At 39.7% G+C, this 18,921-nt stretch carries 12 protein-coding genes; 7 read left to right on the top strand and 5 right to left on the bottom strand.

Translation table 11 applies throughout. The features are described from left to right. Positions 1–25: 25 nt before the first annotated feature. Positions 26–1,441, bottom strand: a complete 1,416-nt coding sequence (locus tag AC1WHX_RS01645) for a hypothetical protein (RefSeq protein ID WP_122303781.1) — start codon at positions 1,439–1,441, stop codon at positions 26–28. 164 nt (positions 1,442–1,605) lie between these two features. Between AC1WHX_RS01645 and lpxB the strand changes: the two genes are divergently transcribed. Then, a complete protein-coding gene (gene lpxB / locus AC1WHX_RS01640; protein WP_195596273.1) occupies positions 1,606–2,739 on the top strand; it encodes a lipid-A-disaccharide synthase in 1,134 nt (377 codons plus the stop codon). Between the two features lie 45 nt (positions 2,740–2,784). On the opposite strand, the gene AC1WHX_RS01635 is transcribed toward lpxB, so the two are convergent. Genes AC1WHX_RS01635 through AC1WHX_RS01625 form a run of 3 tightly spaced genes read right to left on the bottom strand, consistent with a single transcriptional unit; the run spans position 2,785 to position 5,959 of the window. Next, positions 2,785–3,804 carry an ABC transporter ATP-binding protein gene (locus AC1WHX_RS01635; RefSeq protein ID WP_303116242.1) on the bottom strand — a complete coding sequence of 340 codons (1,020 nt, stop codon included), beginning with the start codon at positions 3,802–3,804 and terminating at the stop codon, positions 2,785–2,787. Continuing rightward, complete coding sequence (locus tag AC1WHX_RS01630) at positions 3,804–4,832, bottom strand: iron ABC transporter permease (protein ID WP_009318967.1); 1,029 nt, start codon at positions 4,830–4,832, stop codon at positions 3,804–3,806. The genes AC1WHX_RS01635 and AC1WHX_RS01630 overlap by 1 nt, the downstream gene beginning before the upstream one ends. Next, entirely contained in the window at positions 4,832–5,959 is a 1,128-nt protein-coding gene (locus tag AC1WHX_RS01625; RefSeq protein WP_303116238.1) for an ABC transporter substrate-binding protein, read from the bottom strand. Before AC1WHX_RS01625 ends, AC1WHX_RS01630 begins: the two co-directional genes overlap by 1 nt. A 113-nt stretch (positions 5,960–6,072) precedes the next feature. Between AC1WHX_RS01625 and AC1WHX_RS01620 the strand changes: the two genes are divergently transcribed. Together AC1WHX_RS01620 and AC1WHX_RS01615 are read left to right on the top strand one after the other, a co-directional pair. Continuing rightward, on the top strand, positions 6,073–6,396 hold the full coding sequence (locus tag AC1WHX_RS01620) for a hypothetical protein (RefSeq protein WP_122337167.1): 324 nt from the start codon (positions 6,073–6,075) through the stop codon (positions 6,394–6,396). A gap of 255 nt (positions 6,397–6,651) precedes the next feature. Beyond that, a complete protein-coding gene (locus tag AC1WHX_RS01615; RefSeq protein WP_303116235.1) occupies positions 6,652–8,727 on the top strand; it encodes a TonB-dependent receptor in 2,076 nt (691 codons plus the stop codon). A gap of 133 nt (positions 8,728–8,860) precedes the next feature. Here AC1WHX_RS01615 and AC1WHX_RS01610 read toward each other — a convergent pair whose 3' ends face one another. Beyond that, complete coding sequence (locus tag AC1WHX_RS01610) at positions 8,861–10,828, bottom strand: LTA synthase family protein (protein WP_122337165.1); 1,968 nt, start codon at positions 10,826–10,828, stop codon at positions 8,861–8,863. A gap of 352 nt (positions 10,829–11,180) precedes the next feature. Between AC1WHX_RS01610 and AC1WHX_RS01605 the strand changes: the two genes are divergently transcribed. From AC1WHX_RS01605 to AC1WHX_RS01590, 4 genes are all read left to right on the top strand, one after another. Beyond that, entirely contained in the window at positions 11,181–12,614 is a 1,434-nt protein-coding gene (locus tag AC1WHX_RS01605) for a pectate lyase (protein ID WP_022600820.1), read from the top strand. Between the two features lie 108 nt (positions 12,615–12,722). Further along, complete coding sequence (locus AC1WHX_RS01600) at positions 12,723–14,408, top strand: glycoside hydrolase family 28 protein (protein WP_122337185.1); 1,686 nt, start codon at positions 12,723–12,725, stop codon at positions 14,406–14,408. Between the two features lie 158 nt (positions 14,409–14,566). Next, positions 14,567–15,751, top strand: coding sequence for a DUF4861 domain-containing protein (locus tag AC1WHX_RS01595; RefSeq protein WP_229088689.1), 1,185 nt, complete (start codon positions 14,567–14,569; stop codon positions 15,749–15,751). Positions 15,752–15,780: 29 nt separating this feature from the next. Then, on the top strand, positions 15,781–18,921 hold a 3,141-nt coding region (locus AC1WHX_RS01590; protein WP_481228820.1), incomplete at its 3' end, for a ligand-binding sensor domain-containing protein.

Raw genomic sequence — 18,921 nt, 5'->3', positions numbered from 1 at the left:
ATAGACTTTGACTAAGAGTGTATTTTTATTCTGTCGGAGTCATATACTGATAAGCGCCTACGTCCGGATTTACCCCTTCAGGGCGAGGATTGCCTAAAAGATCCGTACGTGTATTCTCATCGACAAATTCAGGATTTCCTGCTCTGTAAGCTGCCGAAGACTCTGAAGCCAATCTGAAATCATACTGATAGTTATCTCCTGTAGCCACAAACATTGGATCTCCATTCCATATACACTGAATGAAATTCTCATCGTCCGAACCATTCACCCTGAAAAGACAAGTTTTAAAATAAATCTGGGTATTCAACAATTCTAAAGGCTGCATCAACGTGTTGTTACCGATAATAATACAATTTTCAAATGATGCTTTCAACGGCAAATTTTCTTCTGTCTGAGTATATCTGTCAAAAACCAGTAAAGGGGATTTTATGACATCCATCAATTGAAAATAATTGGCAAATGTACAATGAACAAATTTTGCTTCTCCTCCCGACAAACTCATTAAAGCACCGCTGGCATTAGAAAATTGACAATTCCAGGCCTCAATCCTGCTTTCCGTCGAAGAAACCAGATTATTGCTGGAGTTATGAATCACCGAATTGCTGAATATGATTTTAGTTCTCGAAACATCAGACGAATCGATAACGATTCCGGTAGAAGTGCCCCTCATGGCAACATGGTCGAAACGGTTACCGTAACTGTCCGTATGGATACGAATTCCTCCCCACTGTCCAGGCAAATAGTCATACGGCAAATCAGCGAACATACGGTCGAGACGATCTCCTCGAAAAGTTACAGGACGCGAAGCCGTGCCGCGAGCGTCTATCTTTCCCTTGACCTCAAGCATCGCCTTACTATGAAAATAAAGCGTAGTGCCTTCGGACAATGCCAAAGACGACGTCGTCGGAATCACAAGACTGTCATAAACCAAATAAGGTTTTTCTCCGGTAAATACATTCTCTCCGTCCGGCAATACTTCACCCCGTAAAACATTGACATCTTGTCCGTATGCCTCTAATTTGACATCCTGACGAATTCCATTCGTAACAAATACGATAGAATCTTTTATCAATAGAGGAGAGTTTTGGTTTGTCGGATCGACATTTGCTTCCACAAAAACATATAAACTATCTTTACCCCTTATTTCCAAATCTCGTATTACCGGACCTTTAGAACCATCCACATTAATAAAAAATCCGGAATTAGCGGCATCCGCCAACGTAACGGACTCTATTTTCAACGATTTTTTCGCATGGTTATAAACTTTAAAAGATAGTGTAGCCGTACCGCGCTGCGTAAAAATCGTATCAAACTTTACAATGTTTGTAGAAAAAGTCAAACGATCGTTAGGATCATTCGAAAAACTCTCGTCGAAACATCCTGATAAAACAAATGAAAAAATGAACAGGACAAAAACTATATGGAAAATATTTTTCTTCATTGTTGTATATTAACGGAAAAATCCGGTTGTTATTGCAAAATATCAGATTAAGAGAAACAATATTCCGGAAACAAAGGTAATCAAATCGACAAAAACAACCTTATTTTCAGATAAAATGAGAAAGTTAATGTACATTTGTAAAAAGAATTTATACGATTTGCGCAATGAAGTATTATCTGATAGCCGGTGAAGCTTCCGGAGATTTACACGCCTCCAAACTTATGAATGCCCTTAAAAAAGAAGATCCGCAAGCTCAATTCCGTTTTTTCGGAGGCGACCTGATGCAGGCAGAAGGCGGAACACTGGTCAAACATTATAGTGAAATGGCCTATATGGGATTTATTCCCGTATTGCTGAATATCGACAAAGTACTGCACAATATTCGTTTATGTAAGTCAGATATAGAAGAGTTTCATCCTGACGTACTGATACTTGTCGATTATCCCGGATTTAACCTGAGAATGGCAAAATTTGCTAAAACCCGGCTCAATATTCCGGTACATTATTACATTTCGCCTAAAATATGGGCATGGAAAGAGTATCGTATTAAGGACATTAAACGGTATGTAGATAAAATGTACTCGATACTTCCGTTCGAAATTCCGTTTTATCAAAAACATCATTATCAGATCGACTATGTAGGAAATCCCACTGTCGATGAAATGGCGGTGAGACCGTTTGCCGATGAAAAGTTCGACTCTTTCATTTCCGAAAATAATCTTGAAAACAAACCTATCATTGCTCTATTAGCCGGTAGCCGGAAAGCTGAAATCACAGCAAATTTGCCGACTATGATCGATGCGGCCTCCTCATTTACAGATTATCAATTAGTCATTGCCGGAGCTCCGGGCATATCTCCCGATTTTTATCATACATTTATTTCAGGCAAACGGGTTTCCATCGTCTTTGAAAAAACATACAGATTGCTCCAACAATCCTCGGCAGCATTGGTAACTTCAGGAACAGCAACCCTCGAAACCGCTATACTGAAAATTCCTCAAGTCGTATGTTACAAAATGGGAGGAGGAAAAATCGCATATAATCTTTTTAAGCATATACTGAAAGTAAAGTTCGTGTCGTTAGTAAATCTGATTGCCGACCGGGAAATCGTAAAAGAACTGCTGGTACATTTGTTCACTACGGAAAATGTAAAAAACGAACTGGACAAAATATTAAACGATCCGGACAAACGGAAACAGATGTTACAAGGATATGCCGAAGTAGCCGAACGATTAGGAAATCCGGGTGCTCCTCAAAATGCAGCAAAAAAAATTGTCGCAACCATAAAAAGTTTATAAAAGGCTTTCGATCTACCGCTTTAAAGTATATTTCGAATAAAATTTTCAAACCGAAAGATCACTGAGCGCTGTCTTCAAAGCAGCAAATGAAGACAGCGATATTTCCTCACCTCCTTTATATATCAACCTGATCTCCTCAGGAGATACGAAAAAAAGAGAAACATCAGTACCGGGAGTTCCCGCAGGCAAACATTCATATCCCGCCCTCATCAGACAGTTACGAACCCAAAAAGCCATATTATCCGGAACTGAAATTGCAGCTCTCTTGTTTAACACGTATCGTGGGAAAAAACTCCCGGTAGAGACATCAAAATTTACGGACGAGTGAGAAAAAAGGTCACCGACTGCTCCGGATAGAACCATATCTTCCGTAACACCGCATTGCAATCCGTTCTGACGGGACAAAAGCCACAAGCGATCGCTCAATAACAATGCCTGTTCCATATCATGTGTCGAGAAGAGAATTGTCTTTTTTTCGGCAGTAGCAAGTTCACGCAATAAAGATATGATCTCTATACGACTCGGAACATCCAAAAAAGCCGTAGGCTCATCTAACAGTACGACAGGACACTCTTGGGCCAAGGCCTTAGCAATCATCACTTTTTGTCGCTCACCGTCAGAAAGTTCCGAAAAATAATCCGATGCCTTATGTTTGATTCCTACCCGATCGAGAGAATACTCCACGATTTTTTCATCCGAACGGTTCAGCCGTCCGAAAAAACCGGTATAAGGATAACGTCCCAAAGCTACCAGTTCCCTGACTCGGAGTCCTCCCGCCAAAGAACGATCAGTCAACACCAGACCTATTCTTCGGGAAATTTCAGTTGCCGAATAATCATATAATGATCTTCTCTCTAAAAACAATGTCCCGGACAATGCCGGTTGCGAAGCGCCTAATGTTCGCAACAGTGTCGATTTCCCGGCTCCGTTAGTTCCCAACAGGCAAGTAAGTTCTCCCCGATAAAGAGAAAATGTCAAACTGTCATACAGTTCCTGACGTGCTTTACTCCCGTCTCGATAACCAATCGATAAATTTTCTGCTTCAATAACCGGTACTCTGTTCATCAATTGAAATATTGTATTTTCTTTTGGTTTACAATCACATAAATAATTACAGGAGCCCCCAACACCGGAGTTATTGCATTCAAAGGAATAATCCCTGCTTCTCCCGGAAGCACACACAACAAATTGCAAATCAATGCAATTACAGCACCGATAAGAATCGTTACCGGTAACAAGATTTTATGATTGGAAGATCCCAAAACAAGTCTGGCAATATGGGGTACAGCCAACCCTATAAAGGAGACCGGGCCGCAAAATGCCGTAACCACAGCAGTCAACAATCCGGTCGTTAATAACAATACAATCCTGACACGACGGACATTCACCCCAAGATTTTCGGCATATCTTTCTCCTAACAAAAGAGCATTCAAAGGCTTTATCAGCAATAACGAAAGAACAAGACCTACCGTAACGGCAATACAGAAAAAAGGTAATCTCTCCACCGATATTCCTGAAAAATCTCCCATCCCCCACAATGTATAAGAAAAAACATTTTCAGCCGTAGCAAAAAAATTCAACAGAGATATTGCCGAAGAAGTTATGTATCCAACCATAATCCCGACAATAAGCAACATTACGTTACTGCGTACGATCGTAGAAAAAAGAATAATAATGCCTAATATTAATACAGCTCCGATAAAAGCACCTGCCAAAACCGCCATCGTCCCGGAAAGAGCGAATGATCCCAAAGAGCCTAACGAACCACCTAAAAACAACATCACCAAGGCTACTCCCAAACTCGCTCCGGAGTTGATTCCTAAAATCGACGGTCCGGCCAACGGATTATTGAATGCAGTCTGCAACATCAAACCGGAAACTGCCAAAGCCGCTCCGGCAAAAAATGCCGTAACCGCCTGAGGAAAACGAGACTGCAATACGATATAAGACCAACTGCTTTTCTCCACCTCATTTCCCAGACAAATATCCCAAACCGCACTCGCCGGAATAGAAACAGATCCCCAAAACAAATTTCCGATAAACAGGCACAAAGCCAAAAACAATAATCCTCCGATATAAAAATAAGGCTTCATCACTTCAACAAGTTAAAATAACGAAGTGTATCACCGGGTAACAAATCCGGATGAAATATCAAAATAAAATCTCTCAACAAATAATCAGGATGTAAGGGAACTTCTTCATAAAAAGGCACTTTCGCACTATTACTACCCCACACATTCTTATCTTTAAACGCTTTGAAATTAGCATTAGCGGCATAATCTTTTCTCAAATCATCTAATGTCATATTCCGATCCCGATTATATTTTACCAGCCAAAAATCAGCCTGCTGAGCTTTGTCGAAGACAGCTTCGAAAGAGAGAGACAAAGATCCCGTTTGCGGAACATCCTTCCAAAAATAATCTGCCCCCGCATCGGCAAAAAGCCGTGCCATATAGCTATTTCCTCCGGGCACATACCAAACAGGACCGGTTTTCATCTCCGAAACAACGGTAGGGCGCTTAGAGACGTTCTCAACTTTCTCTTTTAAAGTAAGATATGACCTTTCCGTCTTTTCAAATATCGAATCAGAAAGCGATTCTTTTCCGAAAAACAATCCCAAAAAACGAATCCATTCGGCACGTCCCAAAGGCGTAGTTTCCATATAATCAACACCCTCTATAATGGGAATACCCAATTTTTCGACTTTTCCGTAACCCATATTCTGAAAAGGAGAAGAGATTATCGCTTCAGGATTCAGATCTATAATTTTCTCTATATCCGGAGCATACGATTCTCCTAAATCTATAATTTTCCCTTCTGAGACGCCTCTCTTTATTTCCGGAATAATTATATAACGAGATTCGCAAACTCCCGCAATATCGGAAAGATTTCCCAATTGCGCCAACATACTGCAATGCACCGATGAATACACGGCCACACGAGACAAAGGTGTACGTACGACTGTTCCTTCGGGCAAAGATGCCGGTAAAGAAGAAGTCTTCGGTATCAATATATATTTTTGAAGCAAGCGAGTCGTATCCCAAGGATCTCGCACCTGCACTTCCGTATAATCGGGAAAACGGTTCACACGGAACATCTCTGCATAATTCACCCGATAAGAAACCGTATCGGCCTCATTGCCGGAAGAGGTATTCCCTTTTTTATTACAAGAAATTAATAAAGAAATTAAAATTAAACTGCCGAATATTTTATTTCTCATTTTTATATTTTTGATCTCCAAACTTACATAAAATCGAAGAAATAATCTAAAAACAGACACGAAATATATTGTATTTGTCTTTTTATATTTACCTTCGCAACCAAAGGATAACTATGGCAAAAGGAGGAAAACATATTGTATTAGCATGGCTTTTGATCGCATCACTAATGCCTGTACACATTGTGAAAGCTCTCCATTTCCACAATGTAACAGAAGATATTTCCTCCCATTCGAATATTCCACACAGCCATGACCCGGATAATTGCTGTATTTGCCAATTTTTCTTGTCTCCTTTCATCGAATCCGAACGAATACAAACAGACTTTATTCTTCCGTTTACTTCCTTTGAATGGATTTCATCTGAAACCAAAGTCCGTAATTCCTATATATGTTCTCTATCTATCAGAGCTCCTCCTGTATATTCTGTTTTCAATTGATATAATTATTAAAGCATTAATCACCAAAGCTTGTTTAACAGCCTGTATAAATTTTATTCGGGTCAGGTTTAGGTGTTTCTTTCAAAGATGTTTTTCTGTCTTTACGAAGTTGATAACGAGCTATCTGACAAGTGAAAACGGGAAAAAAGACCGAAAGAAAACACAAAAATGACCTGATATAATATTTTTTTGTTGGAAAATTACGACTGGCTCTTAGAGAGACTGTTAAACAAGCTTTAAAAACAGAATAAAAAAATGAAAGCAATAAAAATAACATGTTTGTTGCTCTGGAGTATTTTATGCATACGCGCAGAGGAACAGGATAGTTGTGTACACCTAAAAGAAATCACTGTTACAGGACTCACAGGCAGTACACACATCAAACAAATACCGTCTCCGATATCCATTATAAATTCCGAATTTTTAAAGACACACCAATACACCAATATCATCGATATTATTGCCAAACAGCCCGGTATATCTCAAATAACGACAGGTAGCGGAATATCTAAACCGGTTATTAGAGGATTAGGTTATAACAGAGTACTGGTCGTAAATGACGGTATCCGTCAAGAAGGTCAACAGTGGGGAGATGAACACGGAGTCGAAATCGATGCGCAAAACATACATTCCGTAGAAATACTGAAAGGTCCGGCTTCTCTAATATACGGTTCGGACGCTATGGCTGGAGTATTGATTTTCCATGATAAACCGATTTTATCTCCGGGAGAAATGAAAGCCAATGTCTTTAGCGAGTATCAAACGAATAATGGACAGTTTAACTATTCCGTAAATTTTGAAGGAAACAAGAAAGGATTTGTATATAATTGGAGATACTCGGACAAGATGGCGCACGATTACAAAAACCGGTATGACGGTTATGTTCCGAATTCCCGTTTTCGTGAACGGGTTCTTTCCGGGATGTCAGGATTAAATAAGGATTGGGGATATTCCAGACTGAAATTAAGCTATTATCATCTCACGCCGGGAATAATAGAGGGTGAACGTAATAACGAAACCGGAGAATTGGAAAGCTCGAGCGGAGGCAAACATTACGGCAAGCAACTTCCGTTCCAACAAGTACGTCACTATAAAGCCGTATTAGATAATTCCTTTTTTTTAAAATCCGGAACTTTAAAAATTATCGCTGCTTATCAGCAAAATCGCAGGCAAGAATATGAAGAGAGTAAAAATGAATGTGGTCTCGATTTTATGTTGCATACTATAAATTACGATGTACGTTATATTTTGCCTGAATACAATGGATGGAAAACAAATGCAGGTATTAACGGCATGTATCAAAAGTCTCTGAACAAAGGCGAAGAATATCTTATTCCGGCATACGATCTGTTTGATTTAGGGACATTCATAACTGTTAGCAAATCAATGTTCCAACGTCTTCATTTAACCGGAGGACTCCGTTTCGATATCCGACACTTGCATAGTCATTCTCTTATGGATGGAGAAAAAGAACGTTTCATTGCTTTTTCCCGTACATTCAACGGTTTAACAGGAAGCATCGGGGGCATTTATAATGTCTCGGAAAAGTTAGACATAAGATTTAACGCATCACGAGGTTATCGTGCGCCGAATCTGAGCGAACTGGGCAGTAATGGGGAACATGAAGGCACTTTGCGCTATGAAATCGGGAACAAACGACTTAAGCCCGAATACAGTTGGCAATTCGATGCCGGAATAGACTACTCGTTCGAACGCATGTCTTTTCAACTTTCATTATTTGCCAACCGCATAGATAATTACATTTTTATACAGAAATTGGGAAATATACAAATCGAAGATGTTCCCGCTTATCGATATACTGCGGGCAACGCACGCATAATGGGAGGTGAGGCTCGCATCATCATACATCCAGTCCGTCATCTACATTTCGAGAATTCTTTTTCCTATATAAATAGCGTACAATTACATTCGCCCGAAGAAAGCAGATTCCTCCCATTTACTCCTGCACCACGCTGGCTTTCGACCCTGCACTATGATATCAATATAAACAGCAAACTATTGGATAATACATATATAGAGATCGAAATGGATTATAATTTCAAACAAAACCATGTATATAGAGTAAACAACTCAGAAACACCGACACCGTCATATACCTTATTCAATATGTCGGCCGGTACAAACATAACATATCGTAAGAAAAACCTTTTCTCATTTTATATTATGGTAAATAACATATTCAACAAAGCTTATCAAAATCATCTAAGTAGATTGAAATATGCCGACACAAATGTCATAACAGGCAGAAAAGGGGTTTTCAATATGGGAAGAAATATCGGATTCAAAATACTTGTTCCGATCAATCTATAAAAAAGATTCTGACCTCATTATGCCGGCAATAAAGACTTCATTGTCGGCATAATTATAAGTATCTGCATAAACTTCTAAGAGGCTGTCCAGATTTTCCGATGAAATAAAAAACTTTTACTATAACCGCTTTCTATCATTTCGGAACATACCCTTTATACTTTCCTGTTTCTTCATTATCAATAATAGACTGCGCTGTTTGCAGTACAGAAAAAGCATAATTTCTCAACTTATTCCGAATCGTGTCGTTTGTTACGGCACTCCCCTCCTCTCCGTCCTGAACCTTAAACAACCATTCTTGTTCGTCTCCGGGACGATATATATAAAAATAATCTCTATCCATACTGCCGATAGCATCATCCGAAGTGAAAAGAATACAAGAACGGTTTTGACGGAACAAGTCGATCCCGAACATATTATTTATATACGAGATACCCAACATACCCAAAATTGTAGGACCGACATCTATTTGTCCGCCCAATACTTCCAACTTACGGGGAGACTGTCCCGGTTCATATATAATCAACGGTATATGATGATAAGTCAGCGGCATATCGGATTTCGGACTTCCTACTAATTTCCCGTGATCGGCAAGAAACACAAAAATCGTATTTTCATACCAAGGCTGGCGAGATGCCTCATCCATAAATTTACGCAAAGACCAGTCGGCATATTCGACAATTTGTTCTTCTGTATCTTTACTATGCGGCTTAAAATACGGAGGAATTATATAAGGAGGATGATTACTGATACTCAATAACGTAGCAAAAAACGGTTGTACAGAGGCCGATCGTTCGGTCAAAACAGGAATTGCATATTCATATAAAAAATCATCCTGAACCCCAAAACTGTTGACGACCTTTTCTGACGGATAATTTTCTTGCGCATAAATTTCGTCATATCCGTTCGATCGCAAAAAACCGTTCATATTATCATATTGCGACTCATGGGTCATAAAAAAAAGCGTACGGTATCCATTTTCTTGCAAAATACGAGGCAATCCCGTGTAAAAAGGAATAACAGCGCCTTTCATCAAATTCTTTTTCATCATTGCCGGATAACCGTATAAAGTAGCATATAATCCGTGATTCGTATGCGTCCCGGCAGAATAAAAACGGTCAAAACAAGTCGCCTGTCCGGCAAGACTATCCAAAAATGGAGTCAATCCTCGTTTATCGCCATAACGCTCCATGAACTTTCCGGACATAGACTCCATCAATACCAGTACGACATTCTTTCGGACAAATGACGTATCGGCATTTATTGTCCGGGCAATAGGCGATATATCCGGAAATGACTCTTCGATAGCAAGAAATTCCCGGACATTCTCGATCGCTTCTTGTTCATTCATAAGCCTCAGGCTCTTATTCTCTTTTTTTGTCGATTCTAAAGTACTACGCAACAGATTAAAAGTCGGATTTATCCCTAACTGGTTCAAAAAAGTATTATTGCAATAATATGCCGCACTCACACGAATAGGATTATACCCCATGCGTCCTCGTATGCCGAACATACAAGCCCATAAAGTCAAAGCCGTTAAAACGACGATTCCTCCGACAGATTTCCATGATCTGAAACGATTCTTCTCAAAAGAAGCGACCGTCAGTTTACGCATCCGACGTAAAAAAACAGAAAATATGGCGACTGCCACTACAAAGAAAAAGATCGGCCAACGGTATGCCGGTTCACCGAACATCATTTTCAAAGTAGTCTCTCCATATCCCATCCAATTAAATATGGATGCGTTGAGATGCTTAAAGAAATATTCGAAATAGGGTATGTCCGATGCACTGATAGCAAAAGTGATTCCGTACATAATACCCATAAATATAGTTAAGCCTCTATACAACCGAGCGCCATAATAACCGAACCATGCAGAAATGGAGGCTACAGCCAACGGCAAAAGCAAAATATAACAAGCAACGACATTATCGAACCACAATCCTCTTAAAAAAGCTTCGGACTGCAACAGATATTCCCCGCTCTCATCTCCGAGATTAGCTGTTCCCCTAAAAAACAAGATCAGCCGGAAAAGAGATAACAACAATAACCCTGCAATATGTATTGAAAACAGAAATCGAAGAGAATAAAGATAATTCTTCATAATACGTGATAATTTTGACAATTTGCTAACGAATTGCAAATGTATCTTTTTTCTATGAAATAGCAGTAATCTTCGTTAAGAGCCTATTTAAATTTTCCAATATAAAATTATATACCTGAACTTTTTGGCTCTCTTTTCAATCTGTTTCTCCGTTCCTGCACGTCATATAACCCATAGTCCTTATCAAAAACAGAAAACCTCTCTAAAAAAATGTAGGTGAAAATTCAAACAGGCTCTGAAAGGATAGCATAAGTAACAATATTTACTCTTATTCAGCTAATTTGTGCACCTTAGTTTTATAAATAGTATATAATATTGCACTCATAAAATTAGCTCTTAAATCCATAACATTATGACACATAAAATTATTTTGTCGATTTGCTTATCACTTTGCTTAAGTTTATCTATACAAGCTCAAACTCCCGCTTTCCCCGGTGCTGAAGGATATGCCCGTTATACAACTACTGGAGGCAGAGGCGGGGCTGTCTATCATGTAACTTCTCTGGCCGACACGAAAGAGCCGGGAACACTGCGTCATGCCATCGGAAAAACAGGTCCTCGTACAATTGTTTTCGACGTATCCGGAACGATAGAACTCAACGAACCTCTCAGTATCAATAAAGGGGATATTACCATCGCCGGACAGACAGCTCCGGGAGACGGTATCTGCCTGAAAAATCATTCTCTTGCAATAAAGGCCGACAATGTCATCATCCGCTTTATCCGATGCAGATTAGGCGATCAGGAAAAAGACGAGAATGATGCATTGTGGGGACGAAATCATAAAAATATTATCATAGACCATTGCAGTATGAGCTGGAGTACCGATGAGTGTTCTTCTTTTTATAACAACGAAAATTTCACTCTGCAATGGTGCATCCTAAGCGAAAGTCTGAGAACATCGATCCACGCTAAAGGAAATCACGGATACGGAGCAATATGGGGAGGTCAAAAAGCAAGTTTTCATCACAACCTTTTAGCCTGTCACGATAGTCGCAACCCCCGTTTTTGCGGAAGTCGTTATACGAACCGTCCCGATCTGGAACTTGTAGATCTCAGAAATAATGTCATTTATAACTGGGGATCGAACAGCGGTTATGCTGCAGAAGGCGGGAATTACAACATCGTAAACAACTATTATAAACCAGGACCGGCAACATTGAAAAACAGAAAACGTATTTTTTCTCCGGGTGTAGATGATGGAAAAAACAATCAACCTGCTGGCGTTACGGGAAAATTTTATGTTGACGGAAACTATATGGATGGAGCTCCCGATGTAACCAAGAATAATTGGAAAGGAATAGAACCGAAACCTAAAACTATGGACAAAGATATTTTCAAATCAGACACTGAATTTCCATTCGAAAATACGACAACCCATGATGCCCAGAAAGCTTTCCTCGCTGTTTTACGTTATGCCGGAGCATCTTATGCCAGGGATATTATAGATACACGCGTAACTAACGAGACTATGACCGGGACATTCAAATACAAAGGATCAAAAGGCAGTACAGGAGGAATTATCGACAGCCAGAATGATGTAGGAGGTTATATCACTTATCAATCGGCTCCAGCGCCTAAAGACAGTGATGGTGACGGTATCCCTGATGAATGGGAAATAGCTCACAATCTGAATCCGAATGACAAAACAGACGGGGCTAAAACCCATTCGAGCGGTTACACTTACCTGGAAATTTATTTAAACAGTTTGGTCGAAGAAATCGTGAAAGCCGGTAACAAAAACGCTATCATCTCTGTAAAAGAGATTTATCCGGTAATAAAATAACGTTTTTCATGATTATCCACCTAATAGCACAAAAAATACACGTTTATACTAAAATAAAGGAGTTGTTTTGCAATATAAATATATAACACCTTTTTAATAAATAACATGATGAACAAATTTTTCAAACCGATACTATTCGGTACTATTATTTTTTCAATGTTCACCACATCCGTTTTAGCAAAAAGTAAAGGAGTGTCATCTCAAGAACTCTATAAGAATCTCCCTTTCAAAATGGATCCGGTACAACGCCCCGTATTTCCCGATTATAAAGTTACTATAACTCAGTTCGGAGGTGTAGGAGACGGGACTACACTCAATAGCGAAGCCTTTGCCAAAGCAATAGAGGTCTTAGAAAAAAAAGGAGGCGGAACTCTTGTTATACCTCAAGGAATATGGTACACAGGACCGATCGTATTGAAAAGCAACATTCATATATATCTCCAAGGAGGAGCTATAATTTTATTCAGCGACGACTTCGATTTATACCCGATCGTACATACGTCTTTCGAAGGATTGGATACACGCAGATGCCAATCGCCTATAAGTGCCAAAGGAGCTGTCAATATTGCTATAACAGGGAAAGGAACTATCGATGGAAACGGGGATGCTTGGCGTCCTGTCAAGAAATCGAAACTCACGGCAAGCCAATGGAAATCCTTATTGCAAAAAGGCGGAGTATTGAATGACAAAAAGGATATTTGGTATCCCTCGGCAAAATCGAAACTCGGAAACGAGCGTAGTGACATGAATGTTCCTCGCGGGCTGAAAACCGATGAAGAATGGGAAGAAGTAAAAGACTTTCTTCGTCCGGTACTACTAAGTTTTATCGATTGCACAAACGTATTGTTACAAGGAGTAACCTTTCAAAATTCTCCCAGTTGGAACCTCCACCCTCTCATGTGCGAAAACGTAACGATAGAAAATCTTACCGTCCGAAACCCATGGTATTCTCAAAACGGTGACGGATTAGATATAGAGTCTTGTAAAAACACGATCGTTACGAATTGCTCTTTTGATGTCGGTGATGACGGAATCTGTATAAAATCGGGGAAAGACGCTGACGGACGCAAACGTGGAATACCTTGTGAAAACGTTATTGTCGATCATTGTGTCGTGTATCACGGACACGGAGGCTTTGTCGTAGGAAGCGAAATGTCTGGCGGTGTGAAAAACATATCGGTATCGAACTGTCAATTTCTTGGAACAGATGTCGGACTGCGCTTTAAAAGTACTCGGGGACGCGGAGGGGTCGTAGAAAATATCTTTATCAAGAACATCGACATGATCAATATCCCTACCGATGCGTTACTGTTCGATCTGTACTACGGAGGTAAATCCGCTTCTGAAGTTCTCGCCGACGGGGATGAAGTAAAAGAAGAAAGCAACATCCCTGCCGTAACCGAAGAAACTCCGGCTTTCAGAAATATTACAATTTCAAGAGTCAACTGTCAAGGTGCTCGCCGGGCGATGTATTTCAACGGACTCCCCGAAATGAACGTACAAAATGTAACTGTCAGCGATTGCAATATCACAGCACAATTGGGAGCAGAAGTTGTCGAAACTACCGGAGCAATATTCAAGAACGTAAAAATATCCCCTTCTAAAGGAGCTGCATTGACAATTAAGAACTCGAAAAATATTCTTGTAGATAATTTTTCTTGTCCGACAAAAGAAGGAGCACTTACTATCAGCGGTGAAAAGACTGAAAACATTCAGATCAAAAACTCTTCCCGGCTGGAAGCAAATGCAAAAATCGGAACTGAAGTTTCCGAAAAAGCAATTGTTTTGAAATAATGACTTCGGACAAATTACCGGAATTATCCTTTAATATCATATTATTTGTGTGTTGACAAAACCATAAGCCGAGACAAATCGTGCTTATGGTTTTACCTCAGAACCAGTTTAAATTTATGGAAACTCTTTTTAATTATCCGTCCCGACAAATTTATTACATGAAATATTTAACCGTTTTCATTTTCATATTCTCAAGTCTGTGGGTACAAGCTCAAGTAACCCGGACATGCAGAGTCCGGAACAATTCGAATGAGCAGATTTACGATGCAGCTATCGTTCTACCTGTAAAAGACAATAACGTAAAAGGAGTCACCATCTATTATAAAGGAAAAGAAATTGCATCTCAGCTCGATGATCTCGACCAAGACGGCATAGCCGATGAAATCGTTTTTCTTTCGGATTTTAAAGGTAAAGAAAAAAAGGAATTCACTATTACATTTTCTGAAAAGCCATTCCCGACAAACAGATATGCAGCCCGCGTACATGCTCAAATGTTCAAAAAAGAGAAAGATAAATCCATTACTCCGATTACGGAAGCATCTTCTCCGACCGGAACGCTCTACAAAAATCTCCATCATCACGGACCGGCATTCGAATCTGAACTAATGGCTTACCGCATCTATTTTGATAAAAAACAGACTGTGGATGTATATGGTAAATATCATAAACAATTGGAACTGGCACGTTCGCTTTGGTATCCGACAGATGAACAACTTGCCGAAGGATTCGGTGATGACATCCTGAGAGTAAGCGGAAGTACCGGAGTCGGGACACTAAAAGGTTGGAACGGGAAAAAGGCCATACATATAGAACCGGTAGATAACCGTGAAGCCCGCATCATTGCAAGCGGCCCATTAAGAACGGTAGTAGATATGAACAGCTACGGATGGCTTTACAATGGGAAAAAAATAGATTTGAAATCTCGCTATATTTTATATGCAGGACATCGCGATGCAGAAGTTTACAATACATTTACCGGAGATACGGACAGTCTTATTTTTTGCACCGGAGTACAAAAAATCAAAGACTGCGAAATGGATCAAAACGGAAAAGACAGAGTTGCCGTTTGGGGTACGGATTTCCCTGTAAACGATACAATAAAATACGGGAAACAGACTCTCGGCTTAGCGGTAGATCTTCGAAAAGCAAAATGCATCAAACCCGCTGAAGACAAAGCGAATTATTTATACTTGGTCGAACCGGACAATAACAATCAAATAAACTATCGCATAACCGTATGTTCACACAAAGAAACTTTCGGATATCACAATTCAAAGGATTTTTTCAAATATGTCCGAATTTGGGCTTCCCGGCCTTGCAATTTGTTAGAAATAAATTATTAAATTTGTTTCGAAACCAATTATAAAGAGCCTTGAAACTTAAATTTACTATCATCCTAACACTATTATGCTGTATTAAAGGGCTATCATACGCCCAGCCAAAGTGCAGTTTCGCTCATTATGCTCCTGACGACGGACTATCCGGAAAAACGGTTATGAGTATTACTCAAGACAAAAAGGGGTTCATGTGGTTCGGGACATGGAATGGGTTAAGCAAATTCGACGGGTATCGGTTTAAAACTTATAAATCCACGCCTTCTGATCCTGAAAGCCTGATAAACAACCGGGTAGACTTGATTATTGAAGATAGTTACCAATACATTTGGGTACTCTCCTATGACGGTCAGGTACACCGATTTGATCCCCGCTCAGAAAAATTCAACAATATTCCGATAAATGCCCATGAAAGGAGCAATCGTGGAAAAGGGATTACACATATTCAACATGCCGGAGAAGGAAAGATGTGGTTATTATCCGATACCGAAGGCTGTTTTAGAATCGAAACCGATCCTGAAACGCACAATCTAACCAGCCATTGGTATTCTACAAAAAATAAAAAACTGCCGAGTGACATCGTAAACAAAATTTATACTGATCCTCAGAAAAACAGTTGGATCATGACAAAGCAAGGTATGATTTCGGTAGATTCCGTAGGAAATTCGTATCCTGTACGTTATCCTTCATCTGTACATCAACCGATTATATACGATGCTTTATACAGTGGAGGACACATGTGGTTTTCTTCTTCTTCCGGTCAAATATTCAGGCAAAGCGACAACGGAATATCAGAACTGATTCAACTTCCGACCGAAGACATAATCTGTTCCATAAAACAACTTAAAAACAAACAGCTTCTTTTTCTTACCGAACGAGACGGATTTTTTATCTATGACATAACGACCCGACAAATATCCCATGTAAAACAAGACACATTTCCGTTACAAGCCCGTCATCAGCAAATGATTTCGGCTTTTATAGATTCCCATAACGAAATATGGTTACTACTTTCCGAAACCGGTGTTTTGCATCATAATCTCAAAAACGGTACTACCGATTATTTCTGGCTAAAAGGAGATGTCATTAATCCCTACTCATACCCCCCTACACCTTTTATTTCAGAAGATTGCAAAGGCAGATTATGGATACGCCCGTCCGGAGGTGCATTCTCTTATTACGACAGACAAGAAAACAAACTAAAATATTTTTATAATGCACCGGAAGACCCGGCAAGAAAATTTTCGAATATCCTACACACCGCCTTCTCAGACCGCCAAGGCAACCTTTGGTTGTGCACACACTCGAAAGGCCTTGAAAAAATAAGCTTTGTAGAAACTCCCGTTGAAATACTCCGACCGAACACTTCGGCAAACTCTTTCTCTGTAAACGAAGTGAGATTTCTATTCAAAGACGATCAAAATAATCTATGGGTAGCGACAAAAGAAGGCTCGTTATACCTGTATGACCGCAACTACTCCCCCATAGGCAAATTATTAGATAACGGAAAAATAGGTAACGGCACCCCGTTCAAAGGAATCGTTTACTGTATTTTTCAAGATAAAGATAAAAATATCTGGTTAGGGACAAAAGGCAACGGTCTTTATAAGTTAACCGGAAAAGATATTCATTCCGGATTTCGTATGGTAAATTTCAAACACGATCGGAAAAACCCTTTCAGCCTGAGCCATAATAATGTATATTGCGTCACACAAGATACAGAAGGACGGATATGGATAGCCACTTATGGTGGCGGTATCAATTATATCGATACCGCCAATGGCAAAACACGATTTATCCATCCGGGAAATCAATTGAAAAACTATCCGATGACCTCCTGTTTCCGTACACGTCATATCTGCTGCGATAAAAACGGTAATATGTTTGTCGGAACAACAGGCGGGCTTCTCTGTTTCTCTACACATTTCACGTCTCCAGAATCCCTTGAATTCAACCATTTGCGGCAAGACAATATGTCGAAAGACGGCCTTACGGCCAATGATGTACATTACATTTATCCGGCATCGGATAACACAATTTATATCGGTACTTTCGGAGGCGGACTGCTGAAAATAACACCACCATATCAATGGAATGAGCGTTTCAAATTTGAAAATTATATTTCTCAAGTTCCTCAACCGAGCGACATCGTGTACAGCATTACCGAAGATAGCCGAGGGTATATATGGATGGGAACAGAAAGCACCATTACCAAATTTAAACCGAAAGAAAATACTTTTGAGAACTATGGCATCGAGTCGGGAATTGACGTCCGTTATTTTTCAGAAGCGACAATCTGCAAAATGGGTAAAGATATTCTTCTCGGCAGTGATGACGGAATTTATATCTTCTCGCCCGAGAAACTAAAAAAACAAGATTACTTTTCGCCTTTGACATTCAGCCGTTTTCTTTTGTTCGGGAGAGAAGTAGATCCGACAACAGAAGACTCCCCGTTAAAGGAACTTTTAGATGATCAGGAAGAAATGACACTGACGCACAAACAATCCGATTTCAGTATAGAGTTCTCAACCTTGGATTTCAGAGATCCTTCATTGATTCATTACGCATATAAATTAGAAGGATTTGATAAAAATTGGACATACGCAAATAACCAACGGACTGCAACTTATACCAATTTGCCCAAAGGAGAATATACCTTTCGTGTAAAATCAACAAATAGCGACGGGAAATGGATCGATAACGAAAGAGAACTTAAAATAAAGGTTTTACCGTCATTTTGGAACAGCACAGCCGGATATATATTTTATATCATAGTATTGCTTCTTATTATGGGAACAGTCATGTATGTGCTGTTCACCATATATCGGTTGAAACACGAAGTGCAGATGGAACACACTCTGACCCAAATGAAGCTTCGCTTTTTTACGGATATTTCTCACGAACTCCGCACCCCTCTGACATTAATTGCCGGACCGGTAGATTATATTTTACATAATGAAAAAGTAAATCCCGAAGTCAAAGAACAGCTCCAATTAGTAGAGCGGAATACAAATCGTATGCTTAGGCTGATCAATGAAATCCTGGATTTCAGGAAAATTCAAAACAAAAAAATGCGTCTAAGCGTAGAAGAAATTAATTTCGGGGTTGAAGTACAACGAATCTGTGAAAATTTTTATCCGTTAGCAGAAGAACGTCACATCCATTTCTCTGTCGAAGAT

The organism is Coprobacter sp., assembly GCF_982436375.1.
Note: the sequence above shows the minus strand (reverse complement) of the source record. Positions and strands in the feature narration are given on the sequence as shown.